General features: G+C 44.6%; 17 protein-coding genes. 10 read left to right on the top strand and 7 right to left on the bottom strand.

Translation table 11 applies throughout. The features are described 5' to 3' along the window. Positions 1-6: 6 nt before the first annotated feature. The 4 genes from K6Y31_RS07745 (at position 7) to K6Y31_RS07730 (ending at position 3,354) form a co-directional block, all read left to right on the top strand. Entirely contained in the window at positions 7-930 is a 924-nt protein-coding gene (locus K6Y31_RS07745) for a LysR family transcriptional regulator (protein WP_233052230.1), read from the top strand. Positions 931-1,046: 116 nt separating this feature from the next. Continuing rightward, positions 1,047-1,658 carry a LysE family translocator gene (locus K6Y31_RS07740; protein WP_232799788.1) on the top strand — a complete coding sequence of 204 codons (612 nt, stop codon included), beginning with the start codon at positions 1,047-1,049 and terminating at the stop codon, positions 1,656-1,658. A 194-nt stretch (positions 1,659-1,852) separates the two neighbouring features. Then, entirely contained in the window at positions 1,853-2,491 is a 639-nt protein-coding gene (locus K6Y31_RS07735; protein ID WP_233052229.1) for a response regulator, read from the top strand. Positions 2,492-2,556: 65 nt separating this feature from the next. Further along, a complete protein-coding gene (locus tag K6Y31_RS07730; RefSeq protein WP_233052228.1) occupies positions 2,557-3,354 on the top strand; it encodes a hydratase in 798 nt (265 codons plus the stop codon). 127 nt (positions 3,355-3,481) lie between these two features. Here K6Y31_RS07730 and K6Y31_RS07725 read toward each other — a convergent pair whose 3' ends face one another. Next, positions 3,482-4,264, bottom strand: coding sequence for a helix-turn-helix domain-containing protein (locus K6Y31_RS07725; RefSeq protein ID WP_233052227.1), 783 nt, complete (start codon positions 4,262-4,264; stop codon positions 3,482-3,484). 381 nt (positions 4,265-4,645) lie between these two features. Here K6Y31_RS07725 and K6Y31_RS07720 point away from each other — a divergent pair, with 381 nt between their 5' ends. From K6Y31_RS07720 to K6Y31_RS07705, 4 genes are read left to right on the top strand one after another with little or no spacing between them, the layout of a single operon-like run. After that, complete coding sequence (locus K6Y31_RS07720) at positions 4,646-5,725, top strand: substrate-binding domain-containing protein (RefSeq protein WP_233052226.1); 1,080 nt, start codon at positions 4,646-4,648, stop codon at positions 5,723-5,725. A 28-nt stretch (positions 5,726-5,753) separates the two neighbouring features. Then, the gene (locus K6Y31_RS07715) at positions 5,754-7,244 is read left to right on the top strand and encodes a sugar ABC transporter ATP-binding protein (RefSeq protein WP_233052225.1); all 1,491 of its coding nucleotides are present in this window, start codon (positions 5,754-5,756) and stop codon (positions 7,242-7,244) included. 26 nt (positions 7,245-7,270) lie between these two features. Then, on the top strand, positions 7,271-8,254 hold the full coding sequence (locus K6Y31_RS07710) for an ABC transporter permease (protein WP_232799794.1): 984 nt from the start codon (positions 7,271-7,273) through the stop codon (positions 8,252-8,254). A gap of 27 nt (positions 8,255-8,281) precedes the next feature. After that, positions 8,282-9,892, top strand: a complete 1,611-nt coding sequence (locus K6Y31_RS07705; protein ID WP_233052224.1) for a glycoside hydrolase family 3 N-terminal domain-containing protein — start codon at positions 8,282-8,284, stop codon at positions 9,890-9,892. Positions 9,893-9,944: 52 nt separating this feature from the next. Here K6Y31_RS07705 and K6Y31_RS07700 read toward each other — a convergent pair whose 3' ends face one another. From K6Y31_RS07700 to K6Y31_RS07675, 6 genes are all read right to left on the bottom strand, one after another. Next, positions 9,945-13,409 (bottom strand): hybrid sensor histidine kinase/response regulator, encoded by a 3,465-nt coding sequence (locus K6Y31_RS07700; RefSeq protein WP_233052223.1) that lies wholly within the window; start codon positions 13,407-13,409, stop codon positions 9,945-9,947. A 74-nt stretch (positions 13,410-13,483) separates the two neighbouring features. After that, positions 13,484-14,623, bottom strand: a complete 1,140-nt coding sequence (locus K6Y31_RS07695; protein ID WP_233052222.1) for a 3-phenylpropionate MFS transporter — start codon at positions 14,621-14,623, stop codon at positions 13,484-13,486. A gap of 86 nt (positions 14,624-14,709) precedes the next feature. Next, the gene (locus K6Y31_RS07690; RefSeq protein WP_233052221.1) at positions 14,710-15,579 is read right to left on the bottom strand and encodes a type IV pilus modification PilV family protein; all 870 of its coding nucleotides are present in this window, start codon (positions 15,577-15,579) and stop codon (positions 14,710-14,712) included. Further along, entirely contained in the window at positions 15,566-16,696 is a 1,131-nt protein-coding gene (locus tag K6Y31_RS07685) for a pilus assembly PilX N-terminal domain-containing protein (RefSeq protein WP_233052220.1), read from the bottom strand. Before K6Y31_RS07685 ends, K6Y31_RS07690 begins: the two co-directional genes overlap by 14 nt. Then, positions 16,693-17,391, bottom strand: coding sequence for a prepilin-type N-terminal cleavage/methylation domain-containing protein (locus K6Y31_RS07680; RefSeq protein ID WP_233052219.1), 699 nt, complete (start codon positions 17,389-17,391; stop codon positions 16,693-16,695). The genes K6Y31_RS07685 and K6Y31_RS07680 overlap by 4 nt, the downstream gene beginning before the upstream one ends. Beyond that, complete coding sequence (locus tag K6Y31_RS07675; protein ID WP_233052218.1) at positions 17,382-17,948, bottom strand: GspH/FimT family pseudopilin; 567 nt, start codon at positions 17,946-17,948, stop codon at positions 17,382-17,384. The genes K6Y31_RS07680 and K6Y31_RS07675 overlap by 10 nt, the downstream gene beginning before the upstream one ends. Before the next feature lie 220 nt (positions 17,949-18,168). Here K6Y31_RS07675 and K6Y31_RS07670 point away from each other — a divergent pair, with 220 nt between their 5' ends. Continuing rightward, a complete protein-coding gene (locus tag K6Y31_RS07670) occupies positions 18,169-19,974 on the top strand; it encodes a DUF294 nucleotidyltransferase-like domain-containing protein (protein WP_233052217.1) in 1,806 nt (601 codons plus the stop codon). Between the two features lie 2 nt (positions 19,975-19,976). Then, a complete protein-coding gene (locus K6Y31_RS07665; protein WP_233052216.1) occupies positions 19,977-20,600 on the top strand; it encodes a 3'-5' exonuclease in 624 nt (207 codons plus the stop codon). Positions 20,601-20,853: the final 253 nt, after the last annotated feature.

Genomic DNA, 20,853 nt, shown 5'->3' with positions numbered 1-20,853 from the left:
ATCGAGATGATTAAAAAGATCAGTCGGATCAACTTAAACCTGATAGTGAGTTTACATTTGCTGCTGCAAGAGCTGAGCGTGACGAAAGCCGCTCAGCGGCAGTTTATAAGCCAATCAGCCATGAGTAAGAACTTAGCGAAGCTGCGCGAGTTGTTTAATGATCCACTGTTAATTAAAGCGGGCCCTGAGTTAACCCCGACCAATAAAGCCATGCAACTGGCACCTGAAGTCGCCAAATTAGTGCAAGCCATGGATGGGCTATTTAGCTCGCAAGAGTTTGACCCAATGGAATGTCGCAAAGAGTTCACCATTGCCTCAACGGATTATGTCAGTGAATACATTCTGCCCAAGGCGCTGGCTGACATTTATCGCGCGGCGCCACATATTAGTATCAACGTCCAAAACTGGGACAAGCAAACCTATCAACTATTAAAAGAAGGTAAGGTCGATTTAGGTACGACGATCCAAGATCCCAACGCCAAAGACATGCATGCCAGTTTGATCAACCGTGATTACTTTGTGTGTATCATGCGTCAAGATCACCCGTTAAGCGCAAAATCCAGCTTGTCATTGCAAGATTTTGCCGACTATCACCATGCCGTGATCACTGTAGGCACAGACAAAACCACCGCTATCGACAGAGCCCTGGCCGAAAAAGGCGTGACGCGAAAGGTACGCCTGCGCGTCAGCTCTTATCCGTCTGCGGTGAATATGGTGGCGCAATCTAATTTATTACTGACTTTGCCGTCGCATATCGCCAAGCGCTTATCAGAAGATCACCCGGTTACCATTAAACCCTTACCCATCGAAATCGACGAATTTGATTGCACCTTACAGTGGCATCATCGCAACCATCAAGATCCGGCCCATCGCTGGTTTAGAACGCGTTTGGCGGAACTGATCCAAGCCCAAGAGCTGGATCCGATTTAATCTTTTAAATACACATTCCATTTTAGAATACTGTAAATTCTTAAAAGTCACTTAGGTAATAACCGATTCAGCACTACACTAAACAAATATTAATATTTGTTTAGATTCTTACCGTTATGACTGAAGTCTTGTTTACGTTACTGGTGATTAATTTACTGGGGATGTTAAGCCCCGGTCCCGATATGATCATGGTGATCCGCTATGGCAGCACAGGCGCTAAACGCACCACATTATGTTGTATTCTTGGCATCATGACCGGATTTTGTGCTCACTTGTTATTGGCTATTTTTGGCGTATCAATGCTGATAGCTCAAGCCCCCATGGTGTTTACCACGGTGAAATACCTCGGCGCGGCTTATCTAGTTTATTTGGGCATAAAAGCATGGCGCAGTAATAAAAAAAGCCTTGAGTCTACCTGTAAGGGCCCGATCAAAGCACGTTATGCTTACTTAGAGGGACTACTTTGTAATTTGCTTAACCCTAAAGTGTTAATGTTCTTAGTTGCCACTTTTACGCAAATTGTGTCGCCAGAAACCTCCACCAGCAATAAACTCTTTTTTGCCGCAACCATCGCCATTGAAGCCATTGTGGTTTGGGCACTGCTAGTCCGTTTTATCTATTCGGGCTGGCTTAATACCTGGCTCCAAAAAAACCAACAACGTATTAACAAACTCTCAGGTGTTATTTTAGTCGGCTTGGGCAGCATCATTGGCATTCAAATGTCTTAACCGATTCAAAAAATATCCTGAAAACCCCGTTGCACTGGCTACGGGGATCGAGTTTTCATAACAACATCTGCCCATTTGTGTGAGCTGGGATCTATACTAAAGTCTTACTAAGGGGGCATCAATTGACCGAAAGTCATGATGGTGTTAGCTTGAGGTAAAAAATTAGCCCCATCTATTAACATGGATATGATCCCATGGACACGCCCTACACTATTGTTATAGCTGATGATCACCCCCTATTTAGAAACGCTTTGTATCAAGCGGTGCATATGGCGGTGAACAACGCAAACTTACTCGAAGCCGATACCATTGATGGCTTATTGGCTTTACTAGAACAAACTGAAGACGTCGATTTACTGTTACTCGATTTAAAAATGCCTGGCGCAAACGGCTTTTCTGGCCTAACTCATTTACGAGGTTTATACCCTGACCTACCTATAGTGGTGGTATCTGCCAGTGAAGATGAAGCAGTGATCCGCAAGGCGATAAAATTAGGCGCCATGGGCTTTATTCCCAAATCGTCACCAATGAAGCAACTGGTTACCGCCTTAAACCAAACCTTAGCTGGCGACCCTTGGTTACCTGAAGGTATCGATTTAGATTACGTTGATCCTGAGCAGTCTGACTTTGCCGATAAACTCGCATTGCTCACCCCGCAGCAATACCGAGTATTAGTGATGCTTAATGAGGGTTTGCTAAACAAACAAATTGCTTACGAACTTGGCGTTTCAGAAGCAACCGTAAAAGCCCACGTTACTGCAATATTTCGTAAACTAGATGTAAGCAACCGCACCCAAGCCGTGATCGCACTGCAACAAATGGAAGTTGATTAATCACAGAGCCCTGCACAAGGGCTCGGCATTTCCTCAATTATTGTCACTCGTTTTTAAGGTCTTCTATGCTAAATCCAGATATTGAGCAAGCCGCTCAAGTACTCGCATCACGTCGTTTTCACCAGCAAGTTGGCCCTTTTCTCCCTCAAGCGCAACGGCCAAACAACTTTAATCAAGCATTTGCCATTCAACAAGCCTGCGCCAAACATTACAGCCAACTAGCGAGCACGGCACAAATTGGCTGGAAATGCGCGCAACCCAATGGCGATAAAACCATTATTGGCGCTTTGTTTGAAAGTGAAATACAACACCAAACAACCATCTGCCCATTAGCAAGCACAGACGGCAAGGCGCTGATTGAACCCGAGTTATGTTTTACCCTCAAAAGCGATTTACCGCCGCGCGCTGGCGCCTATAGCCAAACCGAAATTGATGATGCAATTGGCAGTACTCGCTTAGCTCTTGAGTTAATTCAAAGTCGCTATGAGGCGCCTAAGCAAGGGAGCTTTTTTGACGCCTTAGCCGATGGTTTATTAAATCAAGGAGTATGGTTAGGGCCTGAGATCAAACCCGCCACCGATGTAAGTTACAGCGAGTTTGAACTCACTATTGCAGTACAAGGTGAGCCTATTCAAGTGCTAGCGGGTAAACATCAAGATGGCCACGCTCGTGCCGGTTTATATTGGCTGGTGAATTTTTTATCGCAGCGAGGCATAGGCCTAAGCAAAGGCCAACAAGTGATCACCGGTTCATATGCGGGTGTCATCAGCTTACCATTCGACAAAATTATCCATTTTCAATATGGCAAGTTAGGGGAGTTTCAGTTGGAATTTCGCGATATAAAGATCGCTCATACTAATTAAATCATACACTTAGTGTAGGAGCAGAATTTATTCTGCGATACATCGCGCGCCATTTTCGCGCAATGAATTGCGCTCCCACTTGTTTCACCGCATAGCTGCGGCTTCTATATAATTGATGCCGCGGCTATTACTTTTGCTGCAATCCCAGTAGATAGTTCTTGAGATTAACACCACGATTAGTAATACCTAGTTTATTGCGTAAACTATTGCGATGGTTTTCAACTGTTTTTCGCGCCACATTCAAGGTGCTAGCAATATCCTTACTCGACATACCTCCACGAATGAACTCAGCCACTTGCAACTCTGATGGGGTAAGCACTTGCAGCAACTGAGCGTTCATACTCGGCGCATCGTTAATTAATGATGTCATGCTCGATTTGACAATTTCTAAGCACATTCTCAGCATCGGATCTTGCAGTTGTTGCAACCGCTTTTCTACCTCAGGCAAGTGTTTATTACGTACCTCTTGTTGCAGCGACTCTGGCATTTGACTTTGCGGAGCGGACGTTAGCATGCTCAACGAACTCGCCAGTTCATTAATAATTTTATAATCCTGCTCAATCACTGAAAGTTTCGGCTCATCCGCTAACGCATCGCGTGACTGAATTTGCAGTGCAAACACAGCAGGCTCCTGCGGATCACTTAGCCTTATTACCTCAAACACTAAATTAGCCACGGTAAAGGATAACGCACTGGTGGGATTTAAAATATACGCACGAAGCCCTTCAATGTTGGTGTGACCAATTAAAAAAACCAAATCATCCAAGCACTTAAGCTGTAGCGAAGAAACCGGATAATTAGTCGCTAATATTTGTTCAGCTTGATCAAAAGCAACAAAATAAATGTCATTATTGGCTAATAACTGCTGATACATTTGCGCCGTAACTATCGGGTGTTGATGATGACTCATTAACCTCTTTATCTCCTCGCTGTGTTTGCTATCAATAAGCCAACACTCAGACTGTATAATACCTATATTTTACCTGTTTATCACTTTATCCCCCGTTACAAACGGTGGTGAACTTCGCACTTAGGTAAAATGACAACGTGATGGTTTTACATCATAGCGCCACTATCTCATCAAAATATTGCTCATTTAAAAGTCAAACTGTGATTGTTATCACCTTGTTAAAATGGTGGGATGCGATCCCGATCGCACAAAACACCCATAAAACACCTAGAATAAATACCTATTAAATACTCAACCCATAGCTAACGTGAAACGAATTTTACAACAGGGCGTTTCTTGCACCGAGAGAAATACACCCCACTATTAAGACAGAAGGTATGCATGATGAAAACAATACGATCTATTTGCCAATCTTTAAGCTTAACCGCATTGCTAACACTGAGTGCATTTACACAAGCAGAATCGAGTGCGACGCTGGGGCCAAATGGTGAAACAGCCACTCCCTTTACCGATATCAAGCTAACCACTGAACAACAAGAGAGCCTAAAAACGAAAGCTTATACCGCTGCAATCTTGATGCATAGCACCTCAGACTGGTCCAGTGCATTAATTGCAGGCGCAAAAGATAGCTTTGGGCAACTTAATATAGAAGTCGTCGCTGTTACCGATGCCGAGTTTGATGCCAACAAACAGCGAACCGATGTTGAAACGATTATGGCCATGAAGCCCGATATATTAATTGCTTTAGTTGTTGATCCTGTTTCCGGTGCCGCAGCCTTTAAACCCGCGGTAGAGCAAGGCAGCAAGTTAGTGCTGATCAGTAATCTACCAAAAGGCTTTGTACATGGTAAAGACTACGCAGGCATTGTCACTGATGACTTATTTCAAATGGGCAAAATTGCCGCCGACCTGATTGCTAAATCCGTAGGAGGAAAAGGAAAAATAGGCTTTATTTACCACGAGGCTAACTACTACGTCACCAACCAAAGAGACCAAGCAGTACTGACTCACCTAGCCAAAAATTATCCTGATATTGAGATAGTCGCGAAACGAGGCATTGCAAACGCCAACGATGGTGAGGTGATCGCATCGGCATTAATCACCCAGTTTAACGACATTAAAGCCATTTATGCACCATGGGACAGCATTGCAGAAGGCGTGGTGTCGGCCACTCGCGCAGCAGGACGCAGTGATATCAAGGTGGTGACCATGGATCTCGGCGCAGCGAATGCCTTAGACATGGCGAAGCAGCGTAATGTTGCCGGCATTGTGACGGATTTACCCTATGACCTAGGCCAAACTCTGGCTCATATGGGCGCCCTTGCTAAGTTAGGTGAGCCAACACCACCGTTTGTGACTGTCAGCGCCAGTGGCGTTACCCGCGAAAATTTAGCTCAAGCTTGGCAACATGCGCTGCGTAGAGAGCTACCAAAAGCGGTCAGTAAAGCCCTTAATAATTAAACGAGCTGCAATTAGGCAAGGAGGTAATATGGCTCAGCACGTCATTGAAGCACGTAATTTACAAAAAGGGTTTGATAATAATCCAGTATTAAAAGGGGTAAATTTCACCCTAAAAGCGGGTGAAGTGCATGCGCTTGTTGGCCAAAACGGTGCGGGAAAATCGACCTTAGTCAAACTGCTCAATGGTTATCATCAACGCGATGGCGGCACGGTTCAGTTGTTTGGTGAGCCTTGCCACTTTTCAAGCCCTCGTGAAGCCCAGGCGAAAGGCATTGCAATGGTGTATCAAGATCTCAGTTTGATCCCCAGTTTAAGCATTGCTGATAATATTTTTTTAACCCAAAGTGAGCATGGTAACCCGTTAATTTCAAATCGCGAACGCGAACGTCAAGCCGCCCCTTTTTTAACGGCCTTAGGAGTGAACATCGATCCTCGGCAAAAGGTAGAGAGCCTAAGTGTTGGCGAACAACAATTTGTTGAAATAGCCAAAGCCTTGGCCATGAAAGCGAAAGTATTAGTGCTTGATGAGCCAACGGCTTCTTTATCTAACAATGAAATTAACGAACTGTTTAAGGTGGTCAATAAACTCAAGTCACAAGGCATTGCCATTATTTATATCACCCATTATCTCAGTGACATCATGAGAATTTGTGATGCGGTCACGGTACTGCGCGATGGTTATACCGTACTTGAAACGGCGACTGCAGATACTTCAATTGATGTGTTAGTTGAGGCCATGCTAGGTAAAAAAGCAAATACTCAACTGACATGGGCTCGCCAAGTAGCGCCCGCTAATGCAGCCCAAGTGCCTTTATTAGAGTTACGTGACGTGAGCACCGCGATGCTTAGCCATGTTTCACTTAAAGTGATGCCTGGCCAAGTAATAGGTTTAGCCGGATTACTCGGTAGCGGGCGCACCGAAATTCTGGAAGCCATATATGGGCTTACGCCGCTGACAGGGGGAGAAATTTTCGTTAACGGAAAACCAGTCTCCATCGCTTCTCCTCGGTCTGCCATCGAGAAGGGCATCAATATGGTACCCGAAGAACGACGCTCACAAGGACTCGTGCTGGATTTTTCTGTGTCTGATAACGTGTTAATGGCTTCGTTTGAAAGAATATCTAACTCATTGTTTTTAAATAAATCCAAAGGTGCGTCTATTGTTAACGATACGATTAAAAAGTTAGGCGTCAAAACCACGGGAATGGAGCAATCGGTTCGTTTCTTATCCGGCGGTAATCAACAAAAAGTGGTGATTGGTAAGTGCCTTTCAACTGATGCCAAAGTGTTACTGCTGGACGATCCCACTTTTGGTATTGATATCAATGCCAAATACGAAATTATGAAAATTGTAAATCAATATGTCGCGCAAGGTAACGGGGTTATTTTTGTGTCGAGTGAGTACGCTGAAGTTGGTAGTTTTTGCGATGTCATTTATGTGGTTAATAAAGGACGTATTGTGCGGCAATTTAGTGAACAGCCCATGAGCGAAGAGCAGTTACTGGCGGCAGTGCAATAGCCGAACAAATAAAAAGGATATTAAGCATGAATGAAAAAACACTGGTGGCAAGCAGCCAACCTAAGTTCAACATCGCCTGGCGTGATTATATTATTTACTTTGTTTTTATTGGTATTTTTGTCTTTTTCTCGGTAGCACTCCACGATAAAGGCTTTTTATCATCCACTAACTTAATGAATATCGCCCGCCAAACCGCCACCATCGCAATCATGGCGGTGGGCATGACCTTTGTGTTAAGCGCAGCCGAGATAGATCTTTCCTTCGGCGCCACTTTAGCACTGGCCGCAATAGTGGCCGCGCTGACATTACAAGAAACCGACAGTATTTTCCTTGCGGTGTCTGCGGCGTTATTAGTAGGCACCATGATTGGTTTTATCAATGGTATTTTTGTCACTATGGTTGGCATTCCCTCCTTTCTCGTGACCTTAGGCACCACAGGCATTATCACGGGGATCGCACGTTGGTCTACGTCTTTGCAGTCGATTCCCATTGATAACGACACTTATGCGTTTATTTTTGGCTCTGGCGATATCGGCCCCTTTTCTATCTTATTTGTATGGATTTTAGTGGTGACTGTGATTGGCGCATTTGTACTGCGTAATACCACCTTTGGTAAGCATGTTTTAGCCACGGGCGGTAATAAAGTCTCGGCCATGTATTCTGGGATCAATATTAATCGCATAAAGCTTTATGTATTGATGATTAATGGCTTTCTCGCGGCATTAGCAGGCATTTTATATTCAGGCCGCCTCTACAGCGCACGCTACACCTTGGGCGAAAACGACCTGATGTTAGTGATTGCAGCGGTAATCATTGGCGGCACTAGCTTATTCGGTGGTAAAGGCACTGTTGTCGGATCTGTGATCGGCGCATTGATTATGGGCATGGTTAATAACGGCTTGATTTTAATGGGGCTGAATGTAGACCAACAGCTGATCTTGCGCGGCATCATCGTCATTGTCGCTGTGACTTTTACCATGGGTCAGCTACGCCAATTACGCAAAAAATAATTAAATATATTAACTTAGGAGAAAATCATGATTGCCGATAGCCAAATCAGCGCCATCATCAAGCAATGGTCGTTAAAAGAAAAAATAGGTCAGCTCTTTATCTTAGCGTTTCCCGGTAAAGACGCAGAGCAAGCCAGAAACATGATTGCCGAATACAACTTAGGTGGCTGCTATTTAAGTCAAGACAACGCGACGACGTTTGCCGAAGCTCATCAGCTTAATAAAGGGCTAGAGGGAATATTACATCAACATCAGCGCCTGCCGCTGTTACTGGGTGTAGACCAAGAAGGTGCCTGGGGCGTGCTGGTGGGAGAATCAAGCACAGGCCCAGGTAACTTAGCCCTTGGCGTGGCCGACTCGGTAAAAAACACCGAGCAAATGTATCATATATTTGGCGACGAAATGCGCTATGCCGGTTTTAACTGCATATTGGGGCCGTGCTGTGATGTGAATTTTAACTTAGCTTCTCCTATTATTGATACTCGCTCGTTTGGCGATCAAGTTCATAAAGTGAGTGCCCATGCGGCTGGAGCCGTAAGAGGCTTACATCAAGGCAACATTATTGCTTGTGCTAAACATTTTCCCGGCCACGGTGACACCCAAGGTGATACCCACCGAGATATTCCACAGGTTAATAAGTCTTACGACGAGTTAAAAGCTAACGATCTGGCTCCATTTCAAGCCGCGATTAACGCAGGCGTTGATGTGGTGATGACTAGCCACATTCTTTATCCCAAGTTAGATACTCAGCATCCTGCAACGCTGTCACCCACAATACTGCAACAGGTATTACGCCATGATATGGGCTTTGACGGCATTATCATTTCAGACAGTATGAATATGGGAGCCATTGTCCATCACTATGATCCGGTCGAGGCGGCGATTAAGGCCATGCAAGCCGGGATCACTATGATCATGCTATCTGAAGAGCATTACGATCATAGCCACGCCTACTTGGATAAACAGTTAGCAATGATCCACGGCCTAGTTGAAGCGGTGGAGTCTGGCGAGCTTGCAGAAAGTATTATTGAACAAGCACTACGCCGCGTGGTGCGCTTAAAACTGGCGAAGCTAACGCCAATGGCGCTATATCAAGAAGCGGATTTTTCGCAAGGATCATTGGTCGCCAAGCAAGCAGCGCAAGGGGGGGTAACTTGGATCCGAGGAGGCATCAATGGACAAGAGCAACCCCTCTACGTAATCAATGCAACGCCAGCATCCAGTTACAGCAATTTAATCAACCCAAGAGGGATAGGCCCCAATCAAGCACAATCTGCATACTCGCACTTTATCAACGCGCTGAAACACACTCAGCTGAATTGGCAAGAAACCAGCTTAGAACAACTTTCTGAGCTGGCAAAGCAAGGCTATATTGTGCTGGTTACAGAGAACCACCCCCTTCCCGGAGAAGATTTTGAACAACAAGCTGCGCAGCAGCTAGTACAACAATGCAGTCGCGATTTTGACAATTTAGTGGTGGTGGCACTGCGTAGTCCTTACGATTTATGCCAATATCCAGATCTTAAACACTACTTATGCGCCCATTCGGCACGGCCAGAGAGTGCAACTGCTGCAGCGCAAGTATTAGCCAATGAAGTAACTGCCGCACAAGGCTGCGCCGTCAGTCTCGTGAGGTAAAGAAAACCGCTCACGGTATTCAGCCGTGAGCCTCCCTTGCGTTTAGCTCACTCTAATTATCCAATAAAGAACGGATCAAAGCTTTGAGTTTTAACGGCTTCACTGGCTTGCTCAAATAATGGTAACCGTGCTGTTTGATTTTTTGCATCATCTCATCTTGGCGATCGGCGCTGATCACCACGCCGGGAATATCGCCATATTGCAAACGTAGCATGTGCAGGGCTTGCAGACCGGTTTTGCCGCCACCAAGATGGTAGTCACTTAATATAATTTGTGGCAACCAGCCTTTTGAAAGTTTTTCTATCGCAATATCAAGACTTTCAGCCACTACCACTTCACAGCCCCAGCGGCTTAGCAAAGCACTCATGCCAGAGAGAATATCCACTTCATTGTCGATACATAAAATTCGTGTGCCCGTCACGCCAACACTTGGCTGAGTCACTGGATTAACCACCAGCACTTGCTGCGGCGCTGAGCGCTCAATCAACACACTAAATACCGTGCCTTTATTGGGCCAAGATCGCACTAGCAGCTGATGCCCTAATAATTTGGCGAGTCCTTTTGCAATGGCCAAGCCTAAACCTAGGCCTTGCTCTTGCGCGGTTTTGGAATGATCAAGGCGCAAAAACTCTTCAAAAATATCCGCCAACTTGTGCTCTGGAATACCCGGTCCATTGTCCCAAACTTGAATTTCTACATGGCGCTTCGTGCGGCGCACGCCCAATAACACCTTGCCCTTTGGATTGTAGCGAAAAGCATTGGTGAGAAAGTTCTGCAAGATCCGGCGCAGTAACTTAGGATCGGAATACACTGGGATATTGGCGTGCAAGGTATGAAAGCTGACGCCGTATTCTTTGCCGAGTACACTAAACTCGGCATCCAACTGATTGAGCACGTCGGTAATGTAAAAATGCTTTGGCTTAGGCGTTAGCTTGCCCGCCTCTAAGCGCGACATATCCAACAAATCGCCAATTAACTCTTCTGCTGAGGTCAGTGAATCATCAATGTGTTTAGCCAGGGTGGATGTTTCCGGCGTATTGGCCATTTCTCTTAATGATGAGGTAAACAACTTCGCCGCGTTTAATGGCTGCATTAAGTCGTGGCTGACTGCCGCTAAAAAACGGGTTTTAGAGTGATTAGCCATTTCTGAAAGTTCAGTGGCATACATTAATTGCGCATTTAAATGAGATAAGGCTTCGGTGCGCTCTGCGACTCGCGCTTCAAGGTTTTCATTAGCTTCTTTAAGGGCTTTTTCGGCCTCACGAAAGGGCGTAATGTCATAGAAGGTCATGACAAAGCCGCCGCCCGGCATCGGGTTGCCCTGCATTTGAATTTCACGGCCATCGAGCCGAGTACGCGATGATTCATGGGGCGTGCCATTGCGCATATGCTCAAGGCGGCGACTTATTTGCGATTCAATGTCACCTAACCCAAGTAACCCCTGCTGCGCGTTGTAGCGCATAATGTCTTCGATGGGCCGCCCCACTTGGATCAGCTCTTTGGGAAAAGAAAATAACTCAATATAACGGCGATTCCATGCCACTAATTGTAACTGGCTGTCGACCACCGAAATCCCTTGGTTGATGTGCTCAATCGCCCCTTGTAGTAGGCCGCGGTTAAATTGAAACAGCTCGGAGGCTTCATCCACTATGGTGGCCAATTCGTCCAGCTGCATATCGCGGCCTTGCAAGGCAGAAGACAACACCAACCTCGCTGAAGACGCGCCAAACACCCCTGCCAGCAGTCGTTCGGTCAGCTCTATCAGTGACCCCGGCGCTTGCATCTCAGGCTTCAACTCTAAATCATTAATGCGTGAATAACGGGTGTAATGTAACTTGACGCGGCGACGGCCTAAAAACCGTGTAGCTAGCATTTCTAACTCTTCTACCCGCACTTTCGCTTGGTAAAATGCCACCGGATCTTTATCTATATTGCCAACAAAGCCTGATGCTTGCATGCGCTCACTTAGGGCTGATGAGGTTAAGCTTGAGCCAATTAAGTAGCCCAGTAAATTAGACACAATACTGAGTAAAATACCCCAATAAGCTGGGCTGAGGTCGGTAAATAAACCAAACTGTGGCGGCGTGATTAACCAAATCAACGAGTTGCTATTAATATCACCGGGTAACCAGTTTAGTTCGTGGCATAGGGTTAACAACCAAAAACCAAACCCTAAGGTTAACCCAATGTAAACCCCCTTGCGATTACCGCTGCGCCAAAACAGCCCTAAAATTAACGCTGGCGCAAACAGGGCAATGGCGGCAAATGACAGCACGCCAATTGCCGCTAACGACTCGAGCTGACTAAACAGTAAGTGCGCGCCCCACGCCAGCAATAATATAATGATGATCGCGGTGCGACGAACCTTGATCAGCAGATCTTTAAACTCAACAAAACTGTTCTTTTCAAAATTTTGTCGGCGTAGCAATAAGGGTAAGACAATGTCGTTACTGATCATAATAGACAAAGCTATAGTGGAAACTATCACCATGCCACTGGCCGCTGACATACCACCAAGGTAAGCGGCAATGGCAAGATAAGAGTGGTCAAAAGCCATTGGCAAACTGATCACATAATGATCGGGACTAACGTGTTCGCCTAGCCATAAGTCTCCAGCCATCGCCAGAGGCAATACAAACGCGGCCATGGCTAATAGGTAAAACGGAAACAACCAGCGCGCCCAGTGCAAATCTTGGCCTTGATTATTCTCTACCACGGTAACGTGAAACTGGCGCGGTAAACAAATCATCGCACATGCCGAAAGCAAAGTAAGCACTAACATCTCTAGCCCTTGCGCCCAATTAAACGCTCCCGCTCTGGCACTGAATTTATCTGCAATGGGCGCGGTAATAGCATCAGGTGCAGTATAAAAAACATAAAGAGCAAACACTCCCACCGCGACAAAAGCGATCAACTTAAGTAAGGATTCAAACGCCACAGCGATCATCATGCCGCGATGATGTTCGGTAATATCAATTTTACGAGTACCAAACAAGATAGTGAACATGGCAAGAGCAAGGCTCACCAACAGCGCCATCAAGCCTGCGTTATCTGCATTTTCCACCGCTGCGACTGTTGGGGTGCCAAGTAGCTCAAGCCCCATGACAATGGCGCGCAGCTGCAGTGCAATGTAAGGCAAAATACCAATAATAGCGATGAAGGTGATCACCATCGCCAGCTTTTGTGATTTACCATAGCGCGCGGCAATGAAATCGGCAATGGAGGTAATATGCTCACGTTTGGAAATTAAGATGATACGGCCCAGTAACTTCCAGCCAAGGGTAAAAACGAGAATTGGGCCAAGATAGATGGGAATAAACGACCAAAAGTCGGTACTGGCCTGCCCCACGGTGCCATAAAATGACCAGGAAGTGCAGTACACACCAATAGAGAGGCTGTACACCAAAGGTTGCCATTTTAAGCGCTTAGCCTTGATTCGATCGCCCAACCAAGCAATCAAAAACAATACACTAAGATAAACAACCGATACCGGCGCGACTAACCAGCCAAGATCCATGGCAAACCCAGATTAAGACATTTTCGCTATTGTTATTAAAGCGTTAAATCAACACAAGCAAAAACATCGCAGAGTTAGATCTGGCGCTGCCGTGCCAAGTAAAACACTGGGATTGCAAACATTGCCATCAGCCAAAATATATTGGCTTGCCAAGTTGGGTAAAAATAGCCTGAGATTAAGGTAAGTACCGCGGTGGTTAAACCAAGGGCAATCGCGGCATACAGGGCTTGCAGTTGAATGGCATATTCCGCAGAGGCTTCTTCTGAAATGTAACGAATGGCGGCAATTTGCGCAGCGGCAAAGGTAATTGCGTGCATGGCTTGCGCCAGCACTATAACGCTAATTTCGGTGGTACTTGCCAGTAAACTCCAGCGCACGGCCACCCCTACGGCTGCCAATAAAAACAGCTGACTGGCGCGCCATTGACCAAACCATTTGCTGGCAAAGGCCATAAAACACACTTCGGCCAATACCGAAAAGCCCCATAGATAACCGATACTGGTTTCGCTATAGCCCACGCTTTTCCAATAGATAGAGCTAAAGCTGTAATACGCCGCGTGACTGCCTTGAATACAGCTAGTAATGATAATAAAGCGGATCACACTTGGTTTTTTCAGCACTTGCCACAGCGGCGTGCGAACGGTGTTTTGTACTTGAGTATCTTTAGGCAGGGTAACGGGCTTGATTAAGCTCATTAGCACTAATGCCAATAAACTCGCCAGCATGGCATAGAGAATAATGTTGTGGTCAAAACGGGTGATCAATCCACCCATAATACTGGATGACACGATAAAGCTCACCGAGCCCCATAAGCGCACCTTGCCATAATCAAGGCGAATTTGACTAACCCATTTTGATGCAAGGGCATCACCCAATGGCATTAACGGCGAGATAATAAAGTTGGCGAGTAAGGTGCCCAGCGCCAGTAACACAAAGCCTTGTAGAAATAGAAATAGTGCAAAACAAGCTAGCGTAAGGAAACACAAATAACGGATGACGGGTAGCAGCTGGCTTTCTTTTTTTACCCGCGGCACGATCAATAAGCTAGCAATACAGCGCAAAAAAAGCCCTGTGCCTAATACCAAACCGATTTGCCCTGCGCTTAACCCCTCACCTTCTAGCCATAGCGCCCAAAAAGGCAGGAAGATGCCCCAAGCAAAGAAAAATAAGGAGAAAAAACTGGCAAGCCAAAGGGGAGAAGATAAAAAAGGCACTTATTGAACTCCGTAGAGGATAAGTGCCTATTGTAGCGAATAACTGTCAGTCATGTCACTTGAAAGCAATCAAGAGTAGATAAAAATCAAGGTGCCGGAGAAGGCGCTGGCGACGGAGCAGGAGTTGGAGGGCAATAGTATTGCTTACCAGCACCCGTTGTACACTGTGGACAGTGTGTAGGATTACCGCCAGCATCATAGCAAACAGGACACTTGATCGCTTCTAAATTCACATCACGACAAATATTCCAAGCCGTTTGAAAGTTCCCCACTGCAGCACTTGGACCATATGTGGTGTCATCTCTGCACCAAGCTGCAGATACACAAGAATACTTAACACCTGAAATAATCACTTGATCATTTGCACTGTATGTATAATTTGGAGCATAAGTTGGTGGGATGTGATCTTTATTGTATGGGTCCATTTCAGTAGCAGGAGCAGATGATACGACCGTGCCTCCTGGGGTTAAACCAACTCCTGTTTTAGAAATACTAAAATAGCGATCGGTTTCAAAAGGGCTTACCGGACTGATTGGCATGATTAATGATTGCGCTTTACTGGCACCGTTTAATGTTTTCCAATCATATTTTATTTCCATTTGTTTAAGTTGTGTTTCAGTGGTAAGCCCGCCAGATGTGACTAATGCAACGTCGGTCACATCCACTGTTCGCTTAAAGCTGATCCCAGCGATTGACGCTTGCGAATTTGAAGCTCCGCTTAAAAAATTAAGCGTTCCAGCTGAAACGACAGTTGCAAATGACGTTTTCGTAAACCCCTTCGCATCCTCTAAAGACTGTTGAGCCATGCGAGCTGAAATTAAATACTCTTCCGCTTCTGCACTCTTTTGACGCATATGTTTTTGCAAGCCAACAATACCAGCGACACCTACGCTGATAACCAACAGAGAGATGAGAACCTCTAATAAGCCAAAGCCATAATGTTTACGAAAAATCATTCCACCCCCCTGGGACCCAATACGCTTTATTTTTACCTTCCAAAGGATCTAGAATCCTATCCAGTAAATCCTTTCGGTAAGTTACGGTTAATGAAGAATTAAAAGAAAATGTATACTTGTAGTCCACTATAATCGCGCCATGAATATTGGTGTTAATATCAAACAAAAATCGAGCTCGTTTACGCGAGGGGTTGGTAGCATCAGTGTTAAAGGCATAGAATAAGCCATAAAAACTGCCCAATGTGCCTGTTACATTACCATCTTGCACCACCAAACGAACAGGTTTAGTCTCACTACCAATACTTCCTGCTGCTACACAATCACCCTCCACCCAAACTGTTTTCCAATCCTCTGCATTTGAAGCGAGTGTTGCTTGTGTGACTGCAGTAGCAAGATTGGTGCAACCGGTAATTTTAATAACTTTTGAGCTGTCGTTAGAATAGGCCTGCCAGTCTAACTCAGGCTCCCCTAAGTAACGTATTAAATTGTCACCCCTCAACTTAGTTTGATGAGTTTCAATAGGCTTACCATTAAGTTGTAATGAGCCATCAACCACAACCTGTGTGCCTCCGGCAGAAATAGCGGAATCGCCTGCTGTAAGGCCAATCGGCGTTGTTGGCGCAGCATGTATATTAATAGAGCCTGTTAACATACTTGAACCAGCTGCAACAACAGGTGATTTAATCCCTTCAAGCGGAGGAGGAAATATTGCAACTCTAGAAATTTGTCTCGTTAAGAGGCCACTATCACCCTTACCCGTTGAATTAACCGTTACTAAACCACAGCCTGCGCATTCATCGATAATTTCAACATCATAAGTATTAGCTTTGCTTAAGCTGTACACAGTTTTGCCCGATGCGTTTGCAGCCCCCGCTAAACCAGGCGTTGATAATTGCCAATCCTTACTACTCAAAAAGCTCATCGCGTGCTCTAATCCCGCTTCTGCGTTAACAAAGGTTTCGCGATAACGGTAATCGTTACTGCTAATTTTGGCTTCCATCAGCCGAGACTTTACCGAGAAAAAAGTAAAACTCGTGGCAGAAATCAATAGTAAGAGAGTTACCGTTAGCATGGCTAAACCAGCTTGTTTATTTTGTCTGTGTTTTAACTTCATCATCTCAGCATTTCCATATTGCGAATTTGAATCAATGAAGACATTTCTTCGGTCACAGTTTCTTGTGCAATTGACACTTTGGCAGTCAAATCAACCTGAATGAGTCGCATCCGTGATTTATCTGGCCGCTCTACTTTAGGGATAAATTTAAGTTCGGTGATTTTAATGAAATTATCATCGGTTATAGCTTGCCACGTACCACCAGAACAATCAGTACTGCTTTTAGGAATGAGAGAGCCTATTTCAATTTTCTGGCTGTTTAAGCGAAAGCCAAAGCCTTCATTTAAAGCAGGATCGCCACCCGACTTATCCTTGTCATACATAAATAAAATACAATTATTAGCGCCCGCTCCCGCTGTATGGGTATAAACCTGAGCTGATTTTTCAGCAAAACTCACACCCGCTATAGGCGGTGCAGGCGTAAATGTATCGAGCCACATAAATTTATTAGCACCGGATACTGTCCCCATCGCATAAGAAATGGTATCCCCTCGATACCCCGCACGGCGAATATCAGACTCCATCAGGTGCATAACCGCCTGTAGGTCGGTTTTCATACGGGAATATTTGATACTGTTGATGTTATTAACCACACCACTGACGTATAGGCTGGAGATCATGGCGATCACTAAAGTGCCTAATACTAGGGATATCATTAATTCGACAAGTGAGAAGCCGTGTTGTTTTTTTAGATACATTCCTTGTAACCTAATCCTACATCGCCTACTTGGCAGATTCTGACCCTGCCGCGTAGGCTAGTGATCACATTTAATTGTTTATGCTGCGCATTTTCTAGCCGAATTGTACCGCCATTTGCAGTTAAACGCACGGATGAAAATTGTACCTTATTGTGGTAAAAGCTAACTGGTTGAACGGTTGCTAAAGTGATTTTCTCACCGTCAATCCACTCCGCGCTGGTGTCTTGGCCATCTAGTGTACAGGAGTTAGCCGTAAAACAATCGCAACTTGCTAAGTCAGTAAGGCCCGTTTTCCAAACATCACCCTGCTGGCAAAAGTGAAGGTAGATGTTTTGATTACGCTTTAGCGCTTCGCTCTTGGCATGCATTAAGCGACTGTATGTTGCTTCTGCGACGCCTTTTAAGTTTTGGTCTTGAGTTAAAGTTTGATAGGAAGGCAAACCAATGCCAAGGATAATTCCCATGACCACTAACGCTATCATTAACTCTATTAAGGTAAATCCTTGGGTAAATTTACGGTTAAATCCGTAACTAAACCCCCTCACCTTTTTTAACATATTCCCTTCTTAGCCACTGGCATTTTAACATGAACAAAAAACAACCTCGATACCGAGATCACAGTTTAGTCAACTAAGCGATAGATTTATCACTTAGAAGCAATTAAGTGATATTTTTATTAATAGTGTGATCAGACTAAAGTCTGGCTAGTTAATCTTTGCTGGTTCGCTAAGCTCAAAAGAAGCACTGAACAATTTCAAACCGTTAGAGGAGTTAGTTGTGGCAGAGCACTTTAGCTTTACTCATGCACCATTTGATTTGTTGACCAAGAGCCAGCAAAAACTATTTTTGGATCATTTAGATATTGTCTATTTCCCCGAGCAAGATCACTTCATAAAGCAAGGTGAAACCGCTAGCTTGCTTTACATAGTGCTAAAAGGATTGGTGGAAGAGTTCAGCGAAGCAAACCAATCCATTTTCGCTCACTACACCAATAACGACTTTTTTGATATTCGCAGCCAATTTGGCAGTCCATGCAAACACGATTATCGAACAATAGAAGAAACCATTTGCCATACCCTACCGACCGAAGTATTTCGTGATTTACTCAACAGCAACGCTGCCTTTGCCGATTATTTTCAACGGGATTTAGCACAAAAATATGCACAACTTGAAGCCCGTGAAGGTAATAAAAACTTAGCTGAGTTTATTCTGACCCGTATTGATGACTCTAACGTGCAACCTGCCATGGTTATTGGTAGCGATGTGAGCTTAAAAACTGCCACTAAAATGATGTTAGAACAAAAGCTGGAAACCTTAATTGTTGAGCAAGACGGACTTTACGGCATGCTCACAGGTACCGATTTGTTGCGCGCGGCAGTATTAGACGAGCAAGCGTTAGATTCCGCCGTCGCCCACTACGCCAATTACCGCTTAATTAGTATTGATCAAGGTGACTTTTTGTTTAACGCCATGTTGGCAATGACCCAACATCAAATAGAACGGGTAGTGGTTAAAAACGGCGACAGCATCGTTGGCATTATGGAAATGGCCCACGTGCTGAGTTTATTTTCCACCCATTCTCATGTGATTGCGCTACGTATTGCTCGCGCGAAGAATATTGAAGAGCTAAAAAAAGCCGCGCAAACTTTAAATAATCTGGTCGAAAACCTCACCAACAACGGCATTAAAATTGTGTTCATTATGGAGCTACTGGCCACCATGAATGGTCAGATAATGAAGAAGCTGTTTGAACTATTAGTCCCTGAGTCGGTGCAAAACCAAGTTTGTTTGATGGTCATGGGCAGCGAAGGACGTGGCGAACAAATATTAAAAACCGACCAAGATAACGGTTTAATTTTAGGCGAACATCTGATTTGGCCTGAGCAACAAGCTACACTAGCAGAGTTTAGTCAGCACTTACTTAGCTTTGGTTATCCGCCCTGCCCCGGTCAAGTGATGGTAAACAACCCGTTTTGGGTAAAAACCAGCAATCAATGGCATGAGCAAATTGAACAATGGTTATTACACGGGCAATCGGGCGACAGCGAAAGCTTGATGCAATTAGCCATTATTAATGATGCCCATGCCGTCGCAGGTGATAAAACGCTTTTGCCCCCATTAAAACAACAAATAATAGATGGCTGTAAAGGTAAAGAAGTCATGCTGTCACAATTTGCCCGCATCGCCTTACAGTTTGGCTCACCTTTGAATTTTTTTGGCCATATCAAATCTAATGATGCTGGGCTTGATATTAAAAAAGGCGGCATATTTACTATTGTTCATGGCATTCGCTCATTGGCGATTGAACAAGGCATTGCTACAACCAATACTTTGGCGCGCATTAGAGAGCTAGCCAAATTACGGGTGTTAGAGCAAAAACAGTCACAAGATCTGCAAGAAACGCTGCAACTGTTTTTTTGGCTACGATTAGAGCAACATTTAACACCTCACCAGCAAGGTATGAACTTACTCGATATTACTCAACTTACCCCCAATGAGCGCGATCTATTACGCCACGGTCTACATGTGGTGAAAAAATTTAAAAGCTTTTTAGCCCACCACTTTATGATTCGAGATTATTAACCATGCTTTTTCAACGGTTTCTAAGACCCTTTGATAAGATACGTGCAGCAAAGGGACCATTTGCAGGGTTATTTACGCCATGTAGCGTAGATGAAGTCGTTTCAATTGATTGCGAAACCACCAGTTTAGATCCACAAAGCGCAGACATTTTAACCATAGGTGCAGTTAAAATTCGTGGTAACCAAGTGCTTACCTCACAAAAACTGAGTTTAAAAATCCAGCCTCCGAAACCTATTAATCAAGACTCAATTCCAGTTCATCACATAAGAAACCAAGATACAGCTGGCGCCATGAGCTTAGAGCAAGCATTACCCATCTTATTAAACTTTATCGGTAATCGCCCTATTTTGGGCTACTTCGTGAAATTTGATATCACCTTAATTAACCGCTATACCGAGCTGTATTACGGCTTTCATTTACCGAATAAACCCATCGAGCTATGCCATGTGTACTATAAAAAGGTGAACACTTATTACCCCGACGCATGGCTTGATCACAAATTTGAAACCTTAGCCAGTACTCTCAATGTGCCAATTATTGGCCGTCACAGCGCTCTTGGTGATGCGATCACAGTCGCGTTAATGTATTTACAGTTACAACAAGGTAAGCGCCCCAAGCTAATGTAAGAGACAATAAAAAATACTTTTATATCAAAAGCTAAAAAGAATATTTTCGCTATCCCCCCATTACTCACGGGTTAGTTAGATACACCGCTTGTTACAAAAATTAATATTTAGGTGAAGCGGTTCACATTACTTTAACCTTTACCCGTCTATGATGTTGACCAAAATATTAAGTCTCAGTTTTATATAGTGTTAGCCAAAGGTCTAATTGTTAAAACTCATGTTTTATTCGAGTTTAATTATATATTTTTCAGGC

This window comes from Motilimonas cestriensis (assembly GCF_021295315.1).
Taxonomy (GTDB): Bacteria; Pseudomonadota; Gammaproteobacteria; order Enterobacterales; family CBDFNC01; genus Motilimonas; species Motilimonas cestriensis.
This window is presented reverse-complemented; position numbering and strand designations above follow the sequence as displayed.

Excerpts from the sequence above, each read along its gene's own strand:
- K6Y31_RS07710 (WP_232799794.1), top strand. The coding sequence starts at position 7,271 with ATGAATGAAAAAACACTGGTGGCAAGCAGCCAACCTAAGTTCAACATC.
- K6Y31_RS07740 (WP_232799788.1), top strand. The coding sequence starts at position 1,047 with ATGACTGAAGTCTTGTTTACGTTACTGGTGATTAATTTACTGGGGATG.
- K6Y31_RS07715 (WP_233052225.1), top strand. The coding sequence starts at position 5,754 with ATGGCTCAGCACGTCATTGAAGCACGTAATTTACAAAAAGGGTTTGAT.
- K6Y31_RS07685 (WP_233052220.1), bottom strand. The coding sequence starts at position 16,696 with ATGATGAAGTTAAAACACAGACAAAATAAACAAGCTGGTTTAGCCATG.
- K6Y31_RS07680 (WP_233052219.1), bottom strand. The coding sequence starts at position 17,391 with ATGTATCTAAAAAAACAACACGGCTTCTCACTTGTCGAATTAATGATA.
- K6Y31_RS07675 (WP_233052218.1), bottom strand. The coding sequence starts at position 17,948 with ATGTTAAAAAAGGTGAGGGGGTTTAGTTACGGATTTAACCGTAAATTT.
- K6Y31_RS07725 (WP_233052227.1), bottom strand. The coding sequence starts at position 4,264 with ATGAGTCATCATCAACACCCGATAGTTACGGCGCAAATGTATCAGCAG.
- K6Y31_RS07745 (WP_233052230.1), top strand. The coding sequence starts at position 7 with ATGATTAAAAAGATCAGTCGGATCAACTTAAACCTGATAGTGAGTTTA.
- K6Y31_RS07690 (WP_233052221.1), bottom strand. The coding sequence starts at position 15,579 with ATGATTTTTCGTAAACATTATGGCTTTGGCTTATTAGAGGTTCTCATC.
- K6Y31_RS07665 (WP_233052216.1), top strand. The coding sequence starts at position 19,977 with ATGCTTTTTCAACGGTTTCTAAGACCCTTTGATAAGATACGTGCAGCA.
- K6Y31_RS07730 (WP_233052228.1), top strand. The coding sequence starts at position 2,557 with ATGCTAAATCCAGATATTGAGCAAGCCGCTCAAGTACTCGCATCACGT.
- K6Y31_RS07735 (WP_233052229.1), top strand. The coding sequence starts at position 1,853 with ATGGACACGCCCTACACTATTGTTATAGCTGATGATCACCCCCTATTT.
- K6Y31_RS07705 (WP_233052224.1), top strand. The coding sequence starts at position 8,282 with ATGATTGCCGATAGCCAAATCAGCGCCATCATCAAGCAATGGTCGTTA.
- K6Y31_RS07720 (WP_233052226.1), top strand. The coding sequence starts at position 4,646 with ATGATGAAAACAATACGATCTATTTGCCAATCTTTAAGCTTAACCGCA.
- K6Y31_RS07700 (WP_233052223.1), bottom strand. The coding sequence starts at position 13,409 with ATGGATCTTGGCTGGTTAGTCGCGCCGGTATCGGTTGTTTATCTTAGT.